Consider the following 21,580-nt stretch of genomic DNA (forward strand, 5'->3'; position numbering starts at 1 on the left):
TTGCTGTTTTCTTTACAGCTAATATCACTTGGGTGCTAGTTTAAAGGATAAAAGCAAATAAAGTAAGGCAAGCTTCTGTGACTGATCAATTTTCATCCCGTTTTCCCTTACCCGTTAATCCCGAGTCTGCCGAAAGCAGACTTAAGGATTTTATCCAGTCCTGCATTGACCGGGGATTAACGGAAGTGGAAAAAGTCCTGGCAAAAAAACAAAATAGCGACCTGTTAAGATCCATATTGGTCGACAGCCCCTATTTGTCCACTCTGATCTCGAAAAACCAGAGTTTTTTCGTCAAGCTTATGGAGGGGTCGCCGGATGACTGTCTGGAAGACATCAACCGGGAACTGGCCGATTTGTTGCCGGAAAAGATTGAGACCGAGAAGCTCAAAGGCCACCTGCGAACGGCAAAAGCAAGGGTGGCACTGCTCACCGCCTGGGGCGATCTTTCCGGGCAGTGGCCGCTTCCCAGAATAACCGGCACACTGAGCCATTTTGCCGAAACCTGCCTGAAACTTTCGGTCGATCATCTGATCGCCAAGGCTGTCGCAGCAGGGGATCTTGAACTCACCGGCGGTGCGGATACCCCCTCTGGGAATAGCGGATATACTGTCCTGGGCATGGGCAAACTTGGCGGGCGGGAACTGAATTATTCCAGCGACATTGACCTGATTGTGCTGTTTGATCAGGATATTGTCCGCTACACGGGGCGCAAATCGGCCAAAGACCTGTTTGTCCGCATCACCCGAAGCCTGGTTAATATCATGCAGGACAGAACGGCGGAGGGATATGTTTTCCGGACAGACCTGAGACTGCGCCCGGACCCGGGCGCCATGCCGGTGGCCATGTCCATGGCAGCTGCCGAAACCTATTACCAGAGTGTTGGCCTGAACTGGGAACGGGCCGCCATGATCAAGGCCCGCCCGGTTGCCGGCGACTTGCTGGCCGGCCAGGAGTTTCTGGATCGGATAAGGGGATTTGTCTGGCGCAAACATCTGGACTATGCAGCACTGGAAGACATTTATGCCATCAAGAAACTGATTCACAAGCATCACAAGCATGGTGATATCGCCCTGGCGGGGCAGGACATCAAGCTTGGCCCGGGCGGCATCCGGGAAATCGAGTTCTTCGCCCAGATCCACCAGCTGATTTCCGGCGGCCGGGAACCGGCGCTGCGGGTTGCGCCTACCTGTACCGCCCTTGATGTGCTGGTTGAGGAAGGTCATCTGGAACAGGAAGATAACCAGATACTGCAGACCGCCTATGTCTATTTCAGAACCCTGGAACACCGCCTGCAGATGATCAATGACGATCAGACACATTCCATTCCCGAACGTCCGGAAGACATATACCGGATTGCGCGTTTCATGGGGTTTGAAAATGTTGACGAATTCGACAAGGCCACGCTCTTCCATCTGGAGAAAGTTCATGGCCTTTTTGATGATCTGCTGAAAGACAGCCGCCAGACACCTGACAGTACGGCTGAACAGGAGCTTCAGTTTCCGGCCGGAGACTACCATCCCGAAACAATGGAGGTTATCCGTCAGAACGGATTTACAGACCCACAGGGCGCTTATGATATAATCCAGAACTGGTTGCTTGGCCGCTACCGGGCCTGCAGGACAGAGCGGGCCCGTAATATCCTGCGCGGCCTGATTGTTCATATTCTGGAGGCCTTTTCCCACAGCGATAATCCCGATGGCGCTCTCAGGCGGTTTGACGATTTCCTGTCAAAGCTGCCCTCCGGCGTGCAGCTTTTCGCCTTCATTAACGCCCATCCGTGGCTGCTGGAACTACTGACCGAAATTATGGTCAGTGCCCCTTCCCTGTCCGAGCAACTGGCACGACGCCCCTTATTGCTGGATGCGGTCCTGACACCGGATTTCTTTACCTCCTTTCCGGAGCGGGAAGAACTGGAAGAAAGTCTGTCCGTGCTTCTGGAAACGGCCCGGGATTTCCAGGATGTTCTCGATATAATGCGGAAATGGGCTAACGAGCAAAAATTCCAGATTGGTGTCCAGATCCTGCGGAATGTTATTGACGCCAGAACTTCCGGCAAGTTACTGACCACACTGGCGGAGGTGGTGGTCAGCCGAATGTTGCGGGAAGTCATGAAAGAGTTCGCCATAAAACACGGCAACATCTCCGGCGGAACCTTTTGTATCCTGGCCATGGGCAAGCTCGGCGGTTATGAACTGACAACAACCTCTGACCTCGATTTGGTTTTTATATATGACGCCGGGGAAACCTCGGGTTTCTCTGACGGACAGAAATCACTGAGTGTGAACCATTATTTTGCCCGTCTGGGTCAGAATGTCATCAATGCCCTGACCGCCCTGACTGGTGAAGGCAAATTGTATGAAGTTGACATGCGGTTGCGGCCCTCCGGAAATGCGGGGCCTATCGCGGTGAACCTTTCCACCTTCAATGAATATCAGGAAGGAAAGGCCTGGACCTGGGAGCATATGGCTCTGACCCGGGCTCGGCCGATCGCCGGAGACGATGTTCTGTCGGAGAAAGTCAGAACCGCGATATATACTATCCTGACCCATAAAAACAGGGATCAGGAAAATCTCCTGTTTGAAGTCAGCAAGATGCGCAACAGGATGCGTCAGGAATTTAAAACAGACAATCTCTGGGCAGTAAAGCACATGCGTGGCGGTTTGGTCGATATTGAATTCATCTGCCAGTATCTCCTGCTTGCCCATGCTTCGACAAAACCGGGCATCCTGAGCACAAATACCCTGGAGTTTCTTGAAAAAGTAGCCGGTGAGAAAGTCATCACCCGGGAAGTTGCAGATATTTTATCGTCGGCGACACTGCTCATGCAAAAAGTACAGCTTATTCTCAGACTTTGCGTGGGGAGCGCCTCCAAAAGTGAAAACAAGCCCCCCGCCCTGGTGAAGATCCTGCTTCAGAGAACCGGCACTGGGTCACTTGAAGAACTGGAAGAAAAAATCCGTCACGCCCAGGCCGGCGTATATGGAATTTACGAGGAAATTATTGAAAAACCGGCATCATCCATGTTACCCCCTGCTCCGGTTACACCACTTGGAAACCCAGTGGACCAGGCGACAGACTAAAGGAAGAAAAAATGCTCGAAACAGGACAAAAAGCACCGGAATTTAAATTGCCCGATGAAACAGGCAACGAGGTCTCCCTGTCAGACTTCAAGGGAAAAAATGTGGTGCTGTATTTCTACCCCAAGGACAGCACACCGGGCTGCACCAATGAGGCCAGGGACTTCAGCGGCCTGATCGGCAAATTCGATGCCTGCAACACTGTTGTGCTCGGCGCCTCCAAAGACAGCGTCAAACGGCATCAGAATTTCATCGCCAAACAGGATCTCAAGGTAAAACTTATTTCCGATGAGGACGGCACCCTGTGCGAAGCCTACACAGTCTGGGTCCTGAAGAAGCTCTATGGTCGTGAATATATGGGCATAGAGCGGGCCACTTTCCTGATTGACGATGAAGGCGTCATCCGCAACATCTGGCGCAAGGTCAAAGTCAAGGGCCATGCCGAGGAAGTCCTGGCCGCCGCTCAGGCTCTCTGATCAGCTTATGAGTAAACCGGCATCCATTTGCCAGGCTGCCCTCCGTGTGCTGGAAACGGCAGACGCCCGGCACAAGGCGACTGCAGCCCGCGAACTGGCTCATGACTGGCGGCAGGGAAAATTCGCTGGGAAAACAAAGGCATTGCCGGTGGACCGACCCGCCCGTCCGGAAAAACCGGAACTTTTATTGCCCAGGGATATGCCCAAACGCGGCAAGGGCGGCAATCTGGAAAATCGCATCGCCCTGATGCATGCCATTGCCCATATTGAGCTGAATGCCATTGATCTGGCCTGGGACATGGTCGCCCGGTTCGGCCACGACATGCCGGACGATTTTATCGATGACTGGGTTGGCGTCGGCGATGATGAAGCCCGGCATTTCATCATGATCGAAGAACGTCTTACAGAACTTGGCGCCGGTTACGGGGCTCTGCCGGCTCATGACGGATTATGGCAGGCCGCCTTTGATACACGGAATGACCTTGCAGCCCGGCTGGCCATTGTCCCGATGGTACTGGAAGCTCGTGGTCTGGATGTAACACCCGGCATGATCAAACGCCTGGAAAATTTCGGCGATACAAAAAGTGCCGAAGCCCTGCAAGTGATATATGACGAGGAAATTGACCATGTGCGCAAAGGACAGAAATGGTTTTCCTGGTTATGTGAAAAATCAGGCTGGGACGGGCAGGAAAAATACCAGGACCTTGTGCGCCAGCATTTCAGCGGCAAACTGAAACCGCCCTTCAATGTTTCGGCCCGAGCAGCGGCGGGATTGGACGAGGCTTATTATTTACCTCTTTCAGATACATAATTATTAAAAACCGTTGCATTCCTTTACCTTTTGGTATCAAATGCCATCTATAAAAGAAAAGCTTTGATTTAAAAGTGGTTATTGTAGCAAGCAGGGGTAGGAACAATCCGCAATCTTGCCAGAAAATTGAGGGAACTCAGCGCCAGATATTTCCCTGAGCGTCAGATGTACTTCAGGACAAACGGTGTTGTCCGTTTCGTCACCGTATCCGAGAGAATGCAGCTGACTTTTGTCAGTCTTCTGCTGGCTCTGCTGACGTGGGTAATTGTGACGTCCGTCTTCTTTGCCTTCGAACAGCAAATCCTCGCGGCCAAGGAAGAAAAAGTTCAGGAAGCCAATCGGGAATATGAGGCCGTCAGCCAGCAGTTCGAGACCCTGAAAAGCGATATCGAGGAAACCGCCCGTAATCTGGAACAACGTCAGATCTATCTACAACAGCTTATCGATACGGATCAGTCCCTGTCGGAACAGGCTGACGAGGCCGACCAGGAAAGTGTCGCACCGACACAGGAAAGCGGCGAGCAAACCGGTGACGGTTCAGATCTTATTTCGTTTGTTTTCAGCAGCAAACAGAAACAGCAGCAGCATGAAAACCGCCTGAAAGAGATCGCCTATTACCGTTTCGAACTGAAACGGATTGAGAACCAGCAGCGCCAGCTTGCTGAAGTCATGATCCTCGGTATTTCTAACAAGCTGGCCTATATTGACACTACCCTGGAGAAATCCGGCATTAAAACTGCCAAGCTGATCCAGATCGCCCAGGATCGTCCGTCTTCCGACCTGGTTGGTCAGGGTGGTCCTCTTGTCGTCTTTGCAGACAGCTTTGACGGATCAATGGTGCCCTCCGAACCTTTCGCCCGACTGCAGGCCCATTACAACAAGCTGATCGACCTGGAAGCGGCCGTTCAAAGCATGCCGGTGGCTATTCCCGCAAAGAAATATTATATCTCCAGCGGCTTTGGCGCGCGCCGGGACCCTTTCAAGAAAACCTGGGCCCAGCATCATGGACTTGATATGGCCGGCTGGTGGAAAACCCCCATTTATGCGTCAGGCAACGGCATAGTGACAAAGGCCGGCCGCAATGGCGCCTACGGCAATTTTATCGAAATTGACCATGGAAACGGATTTAAGTCACGATATGGCCATCTTTCGAAGATAAAAGTAAAACGTGGCCAGCAGGTCAGCGTTGAACAGGAGATCGGTTTGATGGGAAGCACAGGGCGTAGTACCAGTCCCCATTTGCATTATGAAATCTGGTTTAACGGTAAACCCATTAACCCTCTGAAGTTATTCAAGGCAGCAGATGATGTTCTCAAAATCCAGCGACAAGAATATACCAGCAGCTAAAGAAGTGAAAGCAATGAAACCCAGCAACAACGCAGCTCCCTCTATTATCGGTTCAGACGTCACCATCAACGGCGATGTAACAACACTTGGTGAAATCCAGCTTGATGGCATCGTAGACGGTGATGTGCGCAGTGAATCTGTGACGGTGGGTGAGCATGGCGCGGTCAACGGTACGGTTGTGGCTAACAATGTGGTTGTGAAAGGCTCTATCACCGGACAGATCAAGGGACGCAATATCCGTCTCGAAAAAACCGCCAAGGTCAAGGGTGACATCATGCATGAAACCCTGAGTGTGGAAGCTGGCGCCTTTATCGAAGGTTCCCTGACCCACAAGGACAACCCCATGCAGGAGTCCGGACCAAAAGCGGTTAAAACCGTTGAAGTAAAGGCTGAAGAGCAGAAAAGCGCTTAACAGACTTTCCTGAAGTGCAGAATTTAAAAAGCCTCCCAAGAATTTGGGAGGCTTTTTCTTGTTCTAACCTGGCGGCCTAGTCGATATCTTCGACTTCCGTCGACGTGCCGTGCACCCGCGCGGCCAGCGCGGCTGTCAGGAACTGGTCAAGATCACCATCCAGAACTTTGTCAGGCTGGCCGCTTTCCACACCGGTGCGCAGGTCCTTAACCATCTGATAGGGCTGCAGCACATAAGACCTCAACTGGTGTCCCCAGCCGATCTCTGTCTTGCTCTGGTGCTCCGCATTGGCCTCTTCTTCCCGGCGCTGCAGTTCCGCCTCATAAAGACGGGCTTTCAGCATATTCATGGCCGTCGCCCGGTTTTTATGCTGGGAGCGGTCATTCTGGCACTGCACCACGATATTGGTCGGGATATGGGTAATACGAATGGCACTGTCGGTAGTGTTCACATGCTGACCACCGGCGCCACTGGCCCGATAGGTATCCACCCGAAGTTCGCTTTCGTTGATGTCCACCTCGAAATTATCGTCCACTACCGGGTAAACCCAGACGCTGGCAAAACTGGTATGGCGCCGGGCATTTGAATCATAGGGAGAAATACGGACCAGGCGATGAACACCACTTTCGGTCTTGAGCCAGCCATAGGCATTCTCGCCCTTGATCTGCAGGGTCGCGGATTTGATGCCGGCTTCGTCACCGGAATGATATTCCATCATCTCCACTTTGTAGCCATGCTTTTCCGCCCAGCGGGTATACATGCGCAAAAGCATGCTGGCCCAGTCCTGGCTTTCGGTGCCACCGGCACCAGAATGAACCTCAAGATAGGTGTCATTGCCATCGGCTTCGCCGCTGAGCAGGGTCTGGAACTCCATTTCACCGGCTCTCGCCGTCAGTGCCTCAATGGCCTGCTCGGCTTCGGCGACGACGTCCTCGTCGCCCTCCATCTCGCCCATCTCGATAAGTTCGATATTGTCACTGAGTTCCTGCTCAACGTCTCTGCACAAGCTTACGGCCTGATCCAGTTTTGTACGTTCCTGCATCAGTTTCTGTGCCTTGGCGGCGTCGTTCCAGAGGTTGGGATCTTCGGAAAGGGCGTTCAGTTCTGCCAGTCTGTCAAGTGCGACATCCCAGTCAAAGATGCCTCCTCAGCAGTGTGAGAGACTGCTTGATTTTATCAACATGATGTTGCGTTTCAGCTTTCATCTTAAGGTATTCTCGTGAAATTACAGGTTGTTAATAGATTCCACCGGTACCGGTGCGAACTTTCGTCCCTGTTTGCACCAGGGAATTAAATCCGTCAAGTACATCTGCGGTTTTTGTCGGAAAAGTACCCTGGCGGAAAGCCTCCAGAATTGTGTTTTTCTCACCGGCCTGGGCGATCTGACCGGTTTTCGGATTGACCCGAACAAGCCGCACACCCGGCGGGATACGGAACGGAATGGAGGGTTCGTTCTTCAGGGCGTCTTTCATAAAATCGCGGAAGATTGGTACCGCCACGCTGGAACCCTCTTCCCGGTTCCCCAGAGAACGCGGTGTGTCAAATCCGGCAAATACCCCGACCACCAGGTCTGGTGAAAAGCCGACAAACCAGGTATCAAAGCTGTCATTGGACGTTCCGGTTTTGCCGGCAAGCGGTTTGCCCAGCACACGAATCCGCACGCCGGTCCCCCGCTGCACTACGCCTTCCATCATGGACACAAGCTGATAGGCTGTGACTTCATCAAGCACCCGTTTGCGTTCATCCGGAAGTTTTGGTTCCTCCTGATATTGCCATTCGCCGACCTGACAGTTTTCGCAGACACGCTGGTCGTGCCGGAATATGGTTTCCCCGTAACGGTCCTGAATACGGTCAACCAGAGTGGGAGAGATTTTCTTGCCGCCATTGACAATCATGCCGTAAGCCGCCGTCAGGTTCATCAGGGTGGTATCCCCTGCCCCAAGTGACATGGACAGGAGGCGCGGCAGGTTGCGGGTAATTCCCATGCGATCCGCGATATCCACAATGCCGTCCATCTTGATATACTGGGCCAGACGGACGGTCATCAGGTTTCGGGATTTTTCCAGACCGAGCCGCAGGGTACTTGGCCCATAGAATTTATCGCTGGAGTTCTTGGGTTTCCATTTGCCGAGCCCAAATCCCTGTTCCATCACAAAGGGAGCATCAAGGATGAGGCTGGAAGGCGTGAAACCTTTTTCCAGCGCTACGGCGTAGACAAAAGGTTTGAACGCACTGCCGGGCTGTCTTTTGGCCTGTGTGGCGCGGTTATATTCGCTCAGATTGTAATCAAAGCCACCGGACATGGCGAGTACGCGACCGGTGTGAGGATCCATGGCCACGATGCCGCCGTTGATTTCGGGTATCTGGCGCAGACCGAAAACAGAAAATTCCGGTTCGACCTGTGAATTGTCAGTATCTCCCAGATCTTCGACAATAATCACGTCACCGACAGACAAGACTTCTCCGACAGCCTTTATGGCAGCTCCAAGATACTCGCCCTTCAGCCATTTGCGCGCCCATTTGACTTCATCAAGAGGAATTTGCCCGAGGGTTCCATCCCTTGTCAGGATCGAAGCCCGTTGATCCTGAACATCCCGGACCACGGCAAGCTGCCAGCTGTCCATGCCCAGCGGTATATCCATATCCGCCAGCGCCTTCAGCCAGTCTTCCTCGCGCGATAATCTTGTTACCGGGCCCTTGTAACCATGTCGACGATCATAAGTGACCAGGCCGTTTTTCAGCTCCCGCTCGGCAATGGCCTGAAGCCGCGGCGAGAGGGTTGTGCGAACAAACAGTCCGCCCCCGTATAGTTCATCATCACCGTAAAGGACCTTGAGTTCCCGACGCACTTCCTCGGTAAAATACTCGGCCTTGAAAATGTTGGCCCTTTCGGGCTTCCGGGTCACCAGAGGCACCTGACGGGCGGTTTCTGCATCGGCGTCAGAGATATAGCCTTCTTCTGCCATACGGCCAAGAACCCAGTTTCGCCGGCCGACTGCCGCGTCATATTTGCGCACGGGATGATAATTGTTCGGGGCCTTGGGCAGCGCCGCCAGATAGGCGATTTCTTCCAGCGTGAGTTCATCGAGCGACTTGTTGAAATAATAAAGGCTGGCTGCAGCCACACCGTATGATCCGGAACCGAGATAGATTTCATTCAGGTACAGTTCCAGGATCTCGTCCTTGGTAAACGCCTGTTCTATGCGGTAGGCAAGGATCGCTTCCTTGATTTTTCGTTCATAGCTGACCACACCGGACAGCAGGAAGTTTTTCGCCACCTGCTGGGTAATGGTCGAGGCCCCGACCGGGCGGCGGCCGCTGAAGCTATTCTTGACATTGACCAGCACCGCCCGCAGGACACCCGTGTAGTCAACGCCGCCATGGGTATAAAAAGATTTATCCTCGGCTGCCAGAAACGCATGAATCAGGGGTTTGGGAATGGCGGAAATCGGCACAAACAGGCGCTTTTGCCGGGCATATTCGGACAGCAGGCTACCATCACCTGCATAAATGCGGCTGACCACCGGTGGTTCATAGTCTGCCAGTTGGTGATAATTGGGCAGGTCCCGGCCATAGGAATTAAGAAGATAGAGTATCCCGCCCACGGCACAGACAAAACCGACCAGAACCACAACTGTGGCTGCCCCAAGAATGTTTATCCAGATTTTTGTCCGTTTTGACATATGGCCTGACAATTGGTGAAAAACTATACCTAAACCCTGCAAATAATCGCATCTTCATAGATGCTCAATGTGTCATCTATATGGCCCATTTCTTTATTTTGACCAAAGATTATCTTCAATTTGAAGCAAAATTCTTCTGGAAATAATGGTCGACCGCCCTGACGATGGACCGGCCGATTTTCTGCTGGGTTTCTTTCTGCATCAAGAGAGCCGCATCTGTCTTGTTGGTGAGATAGCCCAGTTCAAGCAGAACCGAAGGCACATCGAGACCTTTAAGGACCAGAAGGTTTGCCGTTCTGTGCGGCCGGGTTCTGAGCAGGGTTGAGCTTTTCAACTGACCAACCAGTTCTGTTGCGAAACTGCTTGATAAATTCATCGTTTCCCGCTGCAGAAGCTCAATCAGGATGCCCTGGACTTCGTCCGGTTCCGCCTCCAGATCCATACCGGCAATGATGTCCGATTTATTTTCCCGGGCGGCCAGTGCTGCGGCTTCCCGGTCCGATGCCTTTTCGGACAGGGTATAGACAGTCGCGCCCCGCACCCGGCTGTCGGCAATTGAATCGCAATGGACAGAGATAAACAGGTCAGCCTGGTGGGAATGCGCTACCCCGCTTCGAGCCCGGTGCTTCACATAGATATCCCGGCTGCGGGTCAGAATTACTTCATAACGCCCGGTCCTTTCAAGCTCGCGCTTGATGGTTTGCGCCGCCGTCAGGGCAACGGTTTTTTCAGGGAATGCAGAAGAGCCGTTTTTGCCCAGATTACCGGGGTCATGTCCCCCGTGGCCGGGATCCAGGACAATCAGCTTTTTCGTCCGTCCCGAACGGGTGCTTTCCACGACCGGCTCCGGCGGCCGTGAGGCAAGGGTCATCTTGCGCGGCTTGCGAATGTTGCCGGCAAAATCCGTCTGGGAAGTTTTCTTGAGATCAAGCACAAACCTGTAGGGATAGTTTTTCTTGGGCGGAAGAAAGAAGGATTTATCAACCTTGACCGGATATTTCAGATCAAGAACGATGCGTGATGTGCCGGGCTTGAACAGACCATAACGATACCGCTCGATGAAGCCGTCGCCCTCGGCGCCGCCGGGACCGATTTTCCAGTCGACCTCGGCAATGTCGATAACAATCCGGTTGGGATCTGCAAGGGTAAAAATGGAAAATTCCACCTTGTCACTCAATTCAAGAACAAATCGGGTGCGATGTTTATCAACGCCAATTCTTGCGGCGGTCACTTCGGGAACTGCTGAAAAGCCACATGATGCGCTGACAACATATGAAAAAATCAGGGAAAAGAGCAGTAACGCCTTCGATGCAGAGTTGCTTGTAATCATCATTCCTTACTGGTCCCAATCTGGCCTGAAAATTATTTTTAATATAAATCGGACTTCATCTAAAGGTTTTTTCATCTTTTATGTATAAATATCACTTTATCTATTGTATCGGCAGAAGTGTCGGCTTATGTTATGCGAATACTGGAAGTCCAATTTCCGTAAGCCGTTTAGTTAATTATGGAAATGCCGGGCTGAAGGTTGGCAAGTTTTTTGACGAACTGGTCTGCGGACAGAATGAAGGCAAAGCCTCCCTGCTGAATGTCGATCCAAGCGTCTTACAAAAAAGAAATTTCAGGTGACTGTGTTTCTTTTTCCCGATAACCGGGGCTCTTTATTTTCGTTGGAAAATAAAAATAATAATTAAAGTAACCGAATATGAAATTCAAAACTCATCAATTCCCAGAGGACGTTCCGGCAATTAACTGTCAACGTACTTTTGCCAGCCGGGGTAATCCTGTCGCGCTGGGTAAGTTGATGGGTTCTCTATCATCCAAACAACCAAACCTTTTAAAGCAAAGATCAGCTCGCCCGCAGGCGCCCCGAGTGCCTGTGCGTTTGAGCGATCCTTGTTGTGGAGAATATTTAAATGGCAATTCGTATGCTCATCGACGCATCGCACGAGGAAGAGACTCGTGTAGCCGTCGTTCGTGGGAACCGTGTAGAGGAATTCGACTATGAGTCAACTTCCAAGAAACCCCTCAAAGGAAATATCTATCTCGCCAAGGTAACCAGGGTAGAACCTTCCCTGCAGGCCGCCTTCGTTGATTACGGGGGAAACCGTCATGGATTCCTGGCCTTCAGCGAGATTCATCCTGACTATTACCAGATCCCCGTTGCTGATCGGGAAGCCCTGATCGCACAGGAAGCGGCCGCCAACGTCGATATTCTTGAAGAAGAAGCCCCCGCCGGGGAAATTCCTGCTGATACACAGCCTGACAATATTCCGGAAGAAGAAGCCGAATTCTCTGAAGAGTCAGCTTTGGCTGACGAAACCGCAGAACAGGATAAATCATCCGATGGCTCCGCAGAAAACGGAAATGGTGAAGATATCTCAGACGAAGATGTTGAATCCCTTCATGCCGATGATGAAGAGGAAGAAGCCAGAATAAGGCTGCGTATGGCAAAGCGTCTTCGCCACAAGTATAAAATTCAGGAAGTCATTAAAAAACGCCAGATCATCCTGGTTCAGGTCGTCAAGGAAGAACGCGGTAACAAGGGTGCTGCCCTGACCACCTATCTGTCCCTGCCCGGCCGTTATTGCGTGCTGATGCCGAATACGCTGCATGGCGGCGGCGTGAGCCGCAAGATTTCCAGCGGCCAGGACCGTAAACGCCTTAAAACCATTCTTTCCGGCCTTAACATGCCTCAGGGCATGGCCTGTATCATCCGTACGGCCGGCGCCAGCCGGACCAAACTGGAAGTCAAACGGGATTACGATTACCTGAACCGCATGTGGGAGAAAATCCGCGAACTGACCCTCAAGTCAATCGCGCCGGCCCTCATCTATGAAGAAGGCAATCTGATCAAACGCAGTATTCGTGACCTTTACACCCGCGAAATCGATGAGATTTTTGTCGAGGGCGAGGAAGGCTACAAAACTGCAAAAACCTACATGAAACTTTTGATGCCGAGCCACGCCAAGAAGGTTCAGCATTACCAGGATGAGATCCCGCTTCTGCAAAGATTCCAGGTGGAGAGCCATCTGGACTCCATGTATAACCCTTCCGTTCAGCTGCGTTCCGGCGGTTATATCGTCATCAACCCGACTGAGGCACTGGTCTCCATCGATGTGAACTCCGGCAAGGCGACCAAAGAACACAATATCGAGGAAACAGCCTATAAAACCAACATGGAAGCTGCGGAAGAAATTGCCCGCCAGCTGAAATTGCGGGATATGGCCGGGCTGATCGTTATCGACTTTATCGACATGGAAGATCGCGGTAATATCCGGTCTGTCGAACGCAAGATAAAAGATTGCCTGAAGTCTGACCGGGCCCGTATTCAGGTCGGAAAAATCAGCACCTTTGGCCTGATGGAAATGTCACGGCAGCGCCTTCGCGCCGGGGTTTTGGAATCGAGCACCCGGACCTGTCCGCATTGTGACGGAACAGGCGTCATCCGGTCCGTTGAATCTCAGTCGCTGCATATCCTGCGTGTCATTGAGGAAGAAGGAATACGCAAAAGAACAAGTAATATTGTTCTTTACCTGCCGGCAAATGTGGCAATCTATATCCTGAACCAGAAACGGCAGCAGTTGATGGATCTGGAACAGAGACACGGCTTCAGCGTCGGGATTTCTATTGATGAAAGCCTGACCGAAAACGGGTACCGGATGGACCGGACCGAAGGACAGAAACTTAAAACTGAATCAAAAAACAGTCTCCAGCTCGGTGGTGATATATCCACTCTGGTTGATGTGACTGAAGATGATGTTTCCCCTGCCCCTGCCCCGGCCCATACCCACGCCGATGATGAAGATCGTGAAAAGCCCAAACGCAAACGCCGTCGCCGTCGCAGGAAGCCACGTGCCGATGAAGGTGAAACACCTGAAATGGAAACGGGGGATTCTGAAACTGAAGCCAGAGAAGTGACTGAACCGGAAGGCTCAGAAAGTTCAGAAACTGAAGATGGCGAGAAAAAAACCTCTACCCGTCGTCGTCGTCCCCGTCGCAGAAACCGTCGTGACAGAACTGACCAGCAGGAAGGTTCAACAACCGACGAGACACCTTCCGAGGTGTCAGAGGTGACAGAAACGCCTGCTGATGTTCAGGCGCCTGTAGAAGCGACAGAAACCGGCGAAGCACCGAAAAAACCGCGGCGCCGCAGGACCCGGAAACCGGAAACCGGTGTGGAAGTTACTGCACAGACTGCTCCGGAGGCTTCTCCAGAAATTCCTCAAGCAACAGTCGCGGAGGGTGAAACAACTGAGAAACCGAAAAGACGCCGTACCCGCAAACCCAAAGCGGAAGCTGCGGAAGCAACGCAGGAAATAAAAACCGAAACTCCGGAGGCCCGCGAACCGGCCCCGAAGCAGAAGGAAGTTGTTAAGCCGGCTCCGGCGCCGGAGAAAAAAGTTGAGACCAAGGCCGCACCTGCGCCCTCTCCCTTTGTCAATGTCATCGAAGTCGGCAGCAAGCCTGAGAAAAAAGATCAGGATGCCGCCAGAGGTGATGACAAAAGTACAAAAAAAGGTTGGTGGCAAAGAACCTTTGGTGATTGATTAACGTCGTAAAGTCACAATATAAATAAGGCCCAGTCATGATTGGGCCTTATTTTTTGTCTACATCCTGGTCTATGATGTACGGGGGTGTGGTGAGTTTTTATTTGACGTAATTCCGGAGGAACCATACCTTTACGATGATGTCTTTCATATCGGCAAAATCCGGGTTTTCCAGAATCCTCTCTGTCATACTCCCAATCAGTATGGTCCTGAGTTCCGTTGCCCATGCCCAGCGCGGCGGCGGTTTGTCAATCCTCCGGGACGCGGAAATTGAAAAGACGATCCGGGATTTTTCAGAGCCCCTTTTTGAAGCGGCGGAACTAACCCCGGATTCGGTTGATACCTATCTTGTAAATGACAATACGCTCAATGCATTCGTGGCCGGCGGACAGAATATTTTCATCCATACCGGCCTGATTATCGAGGCAACCGACTATAACCAACTGGTTGGCGTCATTGCCCACGAAACCGGGCATATTACCGGCGGCCATATTTCTCGCTTTTCAGACGGCCTCAAAGGCGCCACGGCAATGACCATCCTCGGCACTATTCTCGGAGCTGCCGCAATTGCGGCAGGTTCAGGAGATGCCGGCATGGCCCTGATGATGGGAGGACAGCACCTTGGGCAGAGAAGCTACCTAAAGTACAGCAGGACCCAGGAATCCGCTGCCGACCAGGCCGGCCTGACCATACTGGAAAAGACACACCAGAGCGGTGAAGGCCTTATTACATTTCTTGACTATCTTGGCGACCAGGAGCTGCTGAGTTCCTATCAGCAGGACCCCTACGCCCGCACCCATCCGGTCAGTATCGAGCGGATTTCAAAACTGCAGCAACGGGTCACCTCCTCGCCCTGGTACAAGGCGCCACCGGATCCTGTCGCGGAATACAAGTTCCGCCGCATGCAGGCCAAACTATTTGGCTATCTGAAGCCGGGTCAAACAACCCTGAACAAATATCCGCTGTCGGACCAGAGCGTCTTTGCCAAATATGCCAGGGCCTTCGCCTATCACAAGCTGCACCAGGTCCGGGAAGCCATTGGCGAGATCAACTCGCTGATCGAGGCATATCCCAAAGACCCCTACTTCCATGAAACCAAAGGGCAAATTCTTTTTGAGAACGGATTTGTCAGGGAAGCCTCCGATGCTTACCGACTGGCGGTAAAATATCTGCCGAACAATGCCCTGATCCGGGTCACTTTTGCCCAGGCCCTGTTAGGGACAGAAGATGACAGCCTGGTTAGTGAGGCGCTGGAAAGTCTGGAATTTGCCCTGGCAAGAGATCCCAATAACTATTTTGCCTGGCTCCAGGCCTCCGTCGCCTATCATCGCAAAGGTAATGAGGCCATGACCAGATATGCGACGGCCGAACGGTTTCTTCTGGCCGGTGATGTTCGCGGCGCAATGGTAAATGCCAAATTTGCCATGGATAGCCTGCCAAAGAACTCCAGTGAATGGATCAGGGCACAGGACATACTTGTCATCACCCAGTCAAATCTCAGCGATGAGGCTCAGAAGAAACTCCCTCCTCTCCCCGAAGATAAACCGGATCAGGATAATCAGTTCAGGCAGACTTCTGCCAGAAGTGCCTTGCTCAAAGGATATTAATCAGGAAAAAACAATGAATTACAGATTTCCCAGACTCTGCCGGCTTGCCGGCAGCTATATTATTATAACCACATCGCTGCTCTTCAGTTCTTCTGCCATCTCTGAAGACGGCTCTTTTTCACCGGCACAGAAAAAGGAAATCAACAGCCTGATCCGTCAGTATATTCTTGATAATCCTGATATTATTCCTGAAGCGATAGGTATTCTTCAGCAAAGGCATACTTCAGAGGTTCTCAAACAGCTGCATGTCCCGATTTATCAAGACGGTGTGAGCTATATAGACGGCAATCCCGACGGTGATGTGACTGTGGTCGAGTTTCTTGACTATAACTGTAGTGTTTGCAAGAGCAGCTACGCCACCATCGAAAATCTGAAAAAGCAGGATCCTGACCTGCGGGTCATTTACAAGGAATATCCTATACTGGCGGAAAGTTCGGTTACCGCTGCCAAAGCCGTCCTTGCCGCCAAACGCCAGGGCAAATATCTGGAACTTCACCGGGCGCTGCTGGAAAACAGCAAACCGTTGACTGAAAAACTGATCTTCAAAATTGCCGCAGGTCTGGGCATTGACGAACAGAAACTCGCCATAGATATGCTCGATCCTCTGATCGAAAGAACCCTTCAGGAAAATTCCGCCCTCGGAGAACGCCTGAATATAACCGGCACTCCCAGCTTTATCATCGGAGACAATATCCTGGTCGGCGGTTACCGCCTGCCAACCCTGAAGCAGGCTGTGGCAGACGCCCGGGCGAGAGAAGAATAACCACCCAATAAAAAAGGCTCCGTATAAAACGGAGCCTTTTCAACATCAGACGTGTTTCCTGATCAGCCGACGATTTCATCATCGTTGAAGAAGAATTTGATCTCGATTTCAGCATTTTCCTGGGAATCTGAACCGTGAACGGAATTTTCGCCGATGGACAGGGCGTATTCCTTGCGGATGGTTCCGGGGGCAGCTTCTTCAGGGTTAGTTGCACCCATGATCTCGCGGTTGCGGGCCACGGCATCTTCACCTTCCAGAACCTGAACAACAACCGGTTCTGACATCATGAACTCCACCAGTTCGCCAAAGAAAGGACGTTCCTTGTGAACGGCGTAAAAACCTTCAGCCTGTTCTTTGGTCATGCGGATGCGCTTGGAAGCGACAACACGAAGGCCGCCGTCTTCAAGCTTTTTAGTCACAGCACCGGTCAGGTTGCGTTTGGTGGCATCTGGTTTGATGATGGAAAAGGTGCGTTGGATAGCCATATTTATAGTCCTTGAGTTAATTTAACAGCAGTTTGCGGCGGTTTATAGTGTGTTCCGCAACTTTGTGCAACAGTAGAAATGATCCGTTGCACTTTTAAGAAATCCTGTTAAATCCTGTAGTCCAATTAACCGGAAAGAAAATATGTTACAAATTCAGGAAGTCAGTTACCGTGTTGGCGGGAAATTACTATTGGACGGTGCCTCGGCCCGCATCCCGGCCGGCCATAAGGTGGGGATTGTCGGACGCAATGGCGCCGGCAAGTCAACCCTCCTTCGACTGATATCCGGTGCGCTTGAAGTGGACAGCGGCCGTATACAGATACAGAACAGGGTTCGACTGGGTCAGGTGGCCCAGGAGGCACCGGGCGGGCCTGAAAGCCTGCTGGAGACGGTTCTGGAGGCTGATCAGGAATTACAGTCCCTTGAAACGCAGGCCAAGACGGAAACCGATCCGCACAAGATTGCCGAAATACATAACCGCCTGGCAGACATCGATGCCCATACCGCGGTTTCCCGCGCCGCCAGCATCCTGGCCGGTCTTGGTTTCGACGATGAGGCCCAGGCACGTCCCTGTTCGTCCTTTTCCGGCGGCTGGCGCATGCGTGTTGCCCTGGCCTGTACCCTGTTTACCCGCCCGGACCTGTTGCTGCTTGACGAACCGACCAACTATCTGGACCTTGAAGGTGTCATGTGGCTTGAAAATTTCATTCGCACCTACCCCTTTACCGTAATTATCGTGAGCCATGACCGGGACCTGCTCAACAGTTCCGTGTCCGCCATACTCCATCTTGATCAGCACAAGCTGAAGCTATACACAGGCGGCTACGACAATTTCGAGAAATTAAGACGCGAGCAACTGGCCCTGAAACAGGCTGATATCGTCAAGCAGGAAGCTGCCAGAAAACACCTGCAAAGCTTTATCGATCGTTTCAAGGCCAAGGCCAGCAAGGCCAAACAGGCACAGAGCCGGGTCAAGATGCTGGAAAAAATGGGCCCACTCGAGTCAATTATCGAGGAAAGGGGATTTTCATTCGAATTTCCCAATCCCGCTCCCTTGGCACCTCCCCTGTTGACGGTCGAAAATGGCGAAGTGGGATACAATACAGATAGCCCGGTTCTGAGCCGCCTGAACCTGCGCATGGATATGGATGACCGCATCGCCCTTCTGGGTCAGAATGGCAATGGTAAATCCACATTCGCAAAACTGGTTGCCGGCCGGCTCGAGCTCATGAACGGGGAATTGAAAAAATCCGGCAAACTGGAAGTCGGTTATTTTGCCCAGCATCAGCTGGATGAGCTTAATCCCAAAGGTACCCCGCTCAGCCATCTGACAGAGCGCATGCCGGATATAGCGCAGAGCAAGGTCAGAGCCAAACTGGGAAGTTTCAGCTTTGGCGCCGACAAGGCGGAAACCGTGGTGGAAAATCTCTCCGGCGGTGAAAAAGCCCGCTTGTTATTTTGTATCATGAGCCTTCGCGCCCCGCACATCCTGATCCTTGACGAGCCGACAAACCACCTTGATGTGGAAAGTCGTGAAGCGCTGGTTCATGCCATCAACGGCTATGAAGGCGCCGTTATCATGATCAGCCACGACAGGCACCTGATCGAAGCCTGTGCCGACCGCCTGTGGCTTGTCCACGACGGAACTGTGACACCTTACGAAGGCGATATGGAAGACTACCGGAAATTCATCCTGCGCCAACGCGCCGGCAGCAAACCGGAAAAATCAAAAAAGACCAATCAACCCATTCAGTCAGACAATCATCAGGTCGAGTTGGAAAAACTTGAAAAACAGGCGGCAAAACTGGAACGGAACATTGAAACCCTTGAGCAGGAAATCGCCAAATATGACCGGGCGCTGAAAAATCCAAAGCTTTATGATCACGACGATCCCAAGTCGAGGGCCGCCCTGAAGAAATTTACCCAGGAAAGAGCCGATCTGTCGCAACAGCTGGAAGATAAAGAAGCTGACTGGGTTGAAATCAGCGAAAAACTGGAGAAACATCTCAAGCGTGCATAAAGTAGTTAAATTTTTACATGAATATTAACGCTGATTTTACCTCCCATAGATATACATGTATGTAAAGACGTTAAGTTACAAGCAAGGGTATGGAACAAGTAACTTTATATATGTGGTGAAAGTAATGCAGCAGGACGGCTTGACAGCGTTAAAAAGATTTGAAGTTTCGCTCTACAACCAGCAGGTGCGTGACTATGAAAGGAAAGGTCGCGTTCATCCCAGCTTTGACACTTCCTGGGCAGATTTGAACTTCTTTACCTTCGAATGCAGTACAGCTGAAGAAGCTCTCAGCCAGATCGAAAAGAAATATCCTTCCCGCAAGGGGTTCGTGGTCAGCCAGATCATTGAAGTGAAGGAATTCGAGTTTGTGAGACCGACCGGGGTCAGGGTATAGATCAGCTGTCTTTCCGGGACCACCCGCCGGAATCTGTCTGTTGCCAGTAGGTCAACGTATGACCTGCAGCTTTATAAGTTGTCCAACGATTGCGAGCAGCCTGCAGCATATCAGGGTTTGTTCCGTCAAACATTTCGAGAATTCTGGCATATGCCGATAAATCCTCCAGGCTCCTGCCATCCGCCAGAACAAGAATATCCGCATCATTGGGATTGTCATTTTCCGTTGTAATATAAACGGGCTGACTTCCCGCCCACTTGCTGCCTTTGCAACCATGGGGAAGAAAGCTTGCCGGATCATAAGTCCAGAGGGCCTGATCCAGTTCTTCCATACTCTCCCGGCTTCCTGTCATGACAACAGCCCGGTGCCCCCGCTCCAGAACCTTATCCAGAAGTTTCGGCAGGGCTTCGAGCAGGGTTTGGCGCTGCAGGTGATAGAAGCTGATATCGCTCATCAGTCTTCGTAGTTTTCCTGTATAAACCGGTCAAGCAGCCTGACCCCGTAACCGGTTGCACCCTTGTCAGCCAAATCAGACGGGGTCTGTTTCCAGGCAGTGCCGGCAATATCGATATGGACCCAGGGAACATCATTGACAAAGCGCTGCAGGAACTGCGCTGCGGTGATACTTCCGGCATATTTGTTGCCCATGTTTTTCATGTCTGCAATATCAGAATTGATCAGTTCGTCGTAGGCGGGACCAATCGGCATGCGCCAGACAGCTTCCCCGACTTCTTCGCCGGCCTTGAAGAGCTGCTCGGAGATCTTGTCATCGTTGGAAAAAATACCCGCATATTCCTGGCCGAGAGCAACCATCATGGCGCCGGTCAGGGTAGCCAGGTCAATCATGAATTTGGGTTTGAACCTGTCCTGTGTGTACCACAGCGCATCGCAAAGAACCAGACGCCCTTCGGCATCGGTATTGATCACTTCTATGGTTTGGCCGGACATGCTGGTCACAACGTCACCAGGCCGCTGGGCCGTTCCGGAGGGCATGTTTTCAACCAGACCGACAACACCAATGACATTCGCCTTCGCCTTGCGGCCGGCAAGGGCTTTCATTAATCCGACGACGGCGGCGGAACCGCCCATGTCAAATTTCATATCTTCCATTCCGGCCCCCGGTTTCAGGCTGATCCCGCCGGTGTCAAAGGTCACGCCTTTGCCGATAAAGGCAAGAGGTGCTTTTTTCTTGTCGAGACCATTCCAGCGCATAATGACCAGATGGGATTCACTGGCACTGCCCTGCCCGACCCCAAGCAGGGCCCCCATGCCGAGTTCTTCCATTTCGTCTTCGCCAAGCACTTCCACATCAACGCCAAGATCAGAAAGTTCCCTGATATGTTCCACATAACTTTCTGGGTAGATCACATTACCTGGTTCGGTAACAAGGTCACGGGCAAAAAGCACACCGTCAGCCACCTTGTCCAAAGGTCCGAAAACAGTTTCCGCCCTGGACGGTGCCGAACATAACACATTGAAAAGGATCACGGTTGGCTTCTTGTCTTCCGGTTCCTTTGTCCTGTATTTATCAAAGCGATAGCGGCGGAGTCTGGCGCCAAAAGCAACATTCGCGGCCACTTCCTCGGCGCTCATGTCTGCTTTTTTCAGTGCCTCGGCGGCAACGGAGATTTCTTCCTCGCCGCAGGACATGAGCCGGGCAATAATTTTACCGCCGGCCTGCTGCATTTTGAGATCATTCAGATCATCAGCGTTTCCGAGACCCATGACATAGACATTCCGCACCTCCAGGCCCGCCGGTGCGGGAACGGCCAAAAACTCTCCAAATTTCCCTTTGAACCTGGCAGCACCCAGGGCCCGGGACAACTGACCGCCCATTTCCTTGTCAACTTTTCTGGCAAAAGAGGAAAGTCTGCAGTCATTGTAGGCGAAGGTTACCAAATTGCCTTTTGCGGGAAGATCGGTTTTCAGGAAATTTATTTTCATCTTTGCCTCAA

Annotated in this window: 16 protein-coding genes; 10 read left to right on the forward strand and 6 right to left on the reverse strand. The window is 51.9% G+C overall.

The window, feature by feature from the left end; all coding sequences use genetic code 11:
• Nucleotides 1-77 precede the first annotated feature (77 nt).
• The 5 genes from ACORNT_RS12500 (at nucleotide 78) to ACORNT_RS12520 (ending at nucleotide 6,123) form a co-directional block, all read left to right on the forward strand.
• Nucleotides 78-3,080, forward strand: a complete 3,003-nt coding sequence (locus tag ACORNT_RS12500) for a bifunctional [glutamine synthetase] adenylyltransferase/[glutamine synthetase]-adenylyl-L-tyrosine phosphorylase (protein ID WP_321391287.1) — start codon at nucleotides 78-80, stop codon at nucleotides 3,078-3,080.
• An 11-nt stretch (nucleotides 3,081-3,091) separates the two neighbouring features.
• Nucleotides 3,092-3,553, forward strand: a complete 462-nt coding sequence (gene bcp / locus ACORNT_RS12505; RefSeq protein WP_321391290.1) for a thioredoxin-dependent thiol peroxidase — start codon at nucleotides 3,092-3,094, stop codon at nucleotides 3,551-3,553.
• 7 nt (nucleotides 3,554-3,560) lie between these two features.
• Nucleotides 3,561-4,364: a ferritin-like domain-containing protein gene (locus tag ACORNT_RS12510; RefSeq protein ID WP_321391293.1), complete on the forward strand. Its 804-nt coding sequence runs from the start codon at nucleotides 3,561-3,563 to the stop codon at nucleotides 4,362-4,364.
• Nucleotides 4,365-4,529: 165 nt separating this feature from the next.
• The gene (locus ACORNT_RS12515; RefSeq protein ID WP_321391295.1) at nucleotides 4,530-5,711 is read left to right on the forward strand and encodes a peptidoglycan DD-metalloendopeptidase family protein; all 1,182 of its coding nucleotides are present in this window, start codon (nucleotides 4,530-4,532) and stop codon (nucleotides 5,709-5,711) included.
• A gap of 13 nt (nucleotides 5,712-5,724) precedes the next feature.
• The gene (locus ACORNT_RS12520; protein ID WP_321391299.1) at nucleotides 5,725-6,123 is read left to right on the forward strand and encodes a polymer-forming cytoskeletal protein; all 399 of its coding nucleotides are present in this window, start codon (nucleotides 5,725-5,727) and stop codon (nucleotides 6,121-6,123) included.
• A gap of 76 nt (nucleotides 6,124-6,199) precedes the next feature.
• On the opposite strand, the gene prfB is transcribed toward ACORNT_RS12520, so the two are convergent.
• From prfB to ACORNT_RS12535, 3 genes are all read right to left on the reverse strand, one after another.
• A protein-coding gene (prfB, locus tag ACORNT_RS12525) for a peptide chain release factor 2 (protein WP_321391301.1) occupies nucleotides 6,200-7,328 on the reverse strand; the annotation gives its coding sequence in 2 pieces (ribosomal slippage) (nucleotides 6,200-7,258 and nucleotides 7,260-7,328; 1,128 coding nt in all).
• A gap of 30 nt (nucleotides 7,329-7,358) precedes the next feature.
• The gene (locus ACORNT_RS12530) at nucleotides 7,359-9,806 is read right to left on the reverse strand and encodes a penicillin-binding protein 1A (RefSeq protein WP_321391304.1); all 2,448 of its coding nucleotides are present in this window, start codon (nucleotides 9,804-9,806) and stop codon (nucleotides 7,359-7,361) included.
• A gap of 115 nt (nucleotides 9,807-9,921) precedes the next feature.
• Entirely contained in the window at nucleotides 9,922-11,037 is a 1,116-nt protein-coding gene (locus ACORNT_RS12535; RefSeq protein ID WP_321391307.1) for an N-acetylmuramoyl-L-alanine amidase, read from the reverse strand.
• Nucleotides 11,038-11,722: 685 nt separating this feature from the next.
• Here ACORNT_RS12535 and ACORNT_RS12540 point away from each other — a divergent pair.
• The 3 genes from ACORNT_RS12540 to ACORNT_RS12550 all read left to right on the forward strand — a co-directional run bounded on the left by ACORNT_RS12540 (nucleotide 11,723) and on the right by ACORNT_RS12550 (nucleotide 16,726).
• Nucleotides 11,723-14,356: an Rne/Rng family ribonuclease gene (locus tag ACORNT_RS12540; protein ID WP_321391310.1), complete on the forward strand. Its 2,634-nt coding sequence runs from the start codon at nucleotides 11,723-11,725 to the stop codon at nucleotides 14,354-14,356.
• A 137-nt stretch (nucleotides 14,357-14,493) separates the two neighbouring features.
• Complete coding sequence (locus tag ACORNT_RS12545; RefSeq protein ID WP_321391313.1) at nucleotides 14,494-15,963, forward strand: M48 family metalloprotease; 1,470 nt, start codon at nucleotides 14,494-14,496, stop codon at nucleotides 15,961-15,963.
• A 13-nt stretch (nucleotides 15,964-15,976) separates the two neighbouring features.
• A complete protein-coding gene (locus tag ACORNT_RS12550) occupies nucleotides 15,977-16,726 on the forward strand; it encodes a DsbA family protein (protein WP_321391316.1) in 750 nt (249 codons plus the stop codon).
• A 62-nt stretch (nucleotides 16,727-16,788) separates the two neighbouring features.
• Here ACORNT_RS12550 and ndk read toward each other — a convergent pair whose 3' ends face one another.
• Nucleotides 16,789-17,211, reverse strand: a complete 423-nt coding sequence (gene ndk / locus ACORNT_RS12555; protein WP_321391318.1) for a nucleoside-diphosphate kinase — start codon at nucleotides 17,209-17,211, stop codon at nucleotides 16,789-16,791.
• 142 nt (nucleotides 17,212-17,353) lie between these two features.
• Between ndk and ACORNT_RS12560 the strand changes: the two genes are divergently transcribed.
• Together ACORNT_RS12560 and ACORNT_RS12565 are read left to right on the forward strand one after the other, a co-directional pair.
• The gene (locus tag ACORNT_RS12560; protein ID WP_321391321.1) at nucleotides 17,354-19,231 is read left to right on the forward strand and encodes an ABC-F family ATP-binding cassette domain-containing protein; all 1,878 of its coding nucleotides are present in this window, start codon (nucleotides 17,354-17,356) and stop codon (nucleotides 19,229-19,231) included.
• A 139-nt stretch (nucleotides 19,232-19,370) separates the two neighbouring features.
• Entirely contained in the window at nucleotides 19,371-19,625 is a 255-nt protein-coding gene (locus ACORNT_RS12565) for a hypothetical protein (protein WP_321391323.1), read from the forward strand.
• Nucleotide 19,626: 1 nt separating this feature from the next.
• Here the strand turns inward: ACORNT_RS12565 and ACORNT_RS12570 are convergent, their stop codons facing one another.
• Both ACORNT_RS12570 and ACORNT_RS12575 read right to left on the reverse strand, forming a co-directional pair.
• Complete coding sequence (locus ACORNT_RS12570; protein ID WP_321391326.1) at nucleotides 19,627-20,079, reverse strand: DNA polymerase III subunit chi; 453 nt, start codon at nucleotides 20,077-20,079, stop codon at nucleotides 19,627-19,629.
• Nucleotides 20,079-21,569 (reverse strand): leucyl aminopeptidase, encoded by a 1,491-nt coding sequence (locus tag ACORNT_RS12575; protein ID WP_321391328.1) that lies wholly within the window; start codon nucleotides 21,567-21,569, stop codon nucleotides 20,079-20,081. Before ACORNT_RS12575 ends, ACORNT_RS12570 begins: the two co-directional genes overlap by 1 nt.
• Nucleotides 21,570-21,580 lie beyond the last annotated feature (11 nt).

Source organism: Emcibacter sp. (genome assembly GCF_963675455.1).
Taxonomy (GTDB): Bacteria; Pseudomonadota; Alphaproteobacteria; order Sphingomonadales; family Emcibacteraceae; genus Emcibacter.

Coding starts and splice junctions, on each gene's coding strand:
- ACORNT_RS12570 (WP_321391326.1), bottom strand. CDS start 20,079: ATGAGCGATATCAGCTTCTATCACCTGCAGCGCCAAACCCTGCTCGAA.
- ACORNT_RS12550 (WP_321391316.1), top strand. CDS start 15,977: ATGAATTACAGATTTCCCAGACTCTGCCGGCTTGCCGGCAGCTATATT.
- ndk (WP_321391318.1), bottom strand. CDS start 17,211: ATGGCTATCCAACGCACCTTTTCCATCATCAAACCAGATGCCACCAAA.
- ACORNT_RS12520 (WP_321391299.1), top strand. CDS start 5,725: ATGAAACCCAGCAACAACGCAGCTCCCTCTATTATCGGTTCAGACGTC.
- ACORNT_RS12545 (WP_321391313.1), top strand. CDS start 14,494: ATGATGTCTTTCATATCGGCAAAATCCGGGTTTTCCAGAATCCTCTCT.
- ACORNT_RS12540 (WP_321391310.1), top strand. CDS start 11,723: ATGGCAATTCGTATGCTCATCGACGCATCGCACGAGGAAGAGACTCGT.
- bcp (WP_321391290.1), top strand. CDS start 3,092: ATGCTCGAAACAGGACAAAAAGCACCGGAATTTAAATTGCCCGATGAA.
- ACORNT_RS12530 (WP_321391304.1), bottom strand. CDS start 9,806: ATGTCAAAACGGACAAAAATCTGGATAAACATTCTTGGGGCAGCCACA.
- ACORNT_RS12575 (WP_321391328.1), bottom strand. CDS start 21,569: ATGAAAATAAATTTCCTGAAAACCGATCTTCCCGCAAAAGGCAATTTG.
- ACORNT_RS12515 (WP_321391295.1), top strand. CDS start 4,530: ATGTACTTCAGGACAAACGGTGTTGTCCGTTTCGTCACCGTATCCGAG.
- ACORNT_RS12510 (WP_321391293.1), top strand. CDS start 3,561: ATGAGTAAACCGGCATCCATTTGCCAGGCTGCCCTCCGTGTGCTGGAA.
- ACORNT_RS12560 (WP_321391321.1), top strand. CDS start 17,354: ATGTTACAAATTCAGGAAGTCAGTTACCGTGTTGGCGGGAAATTACTA.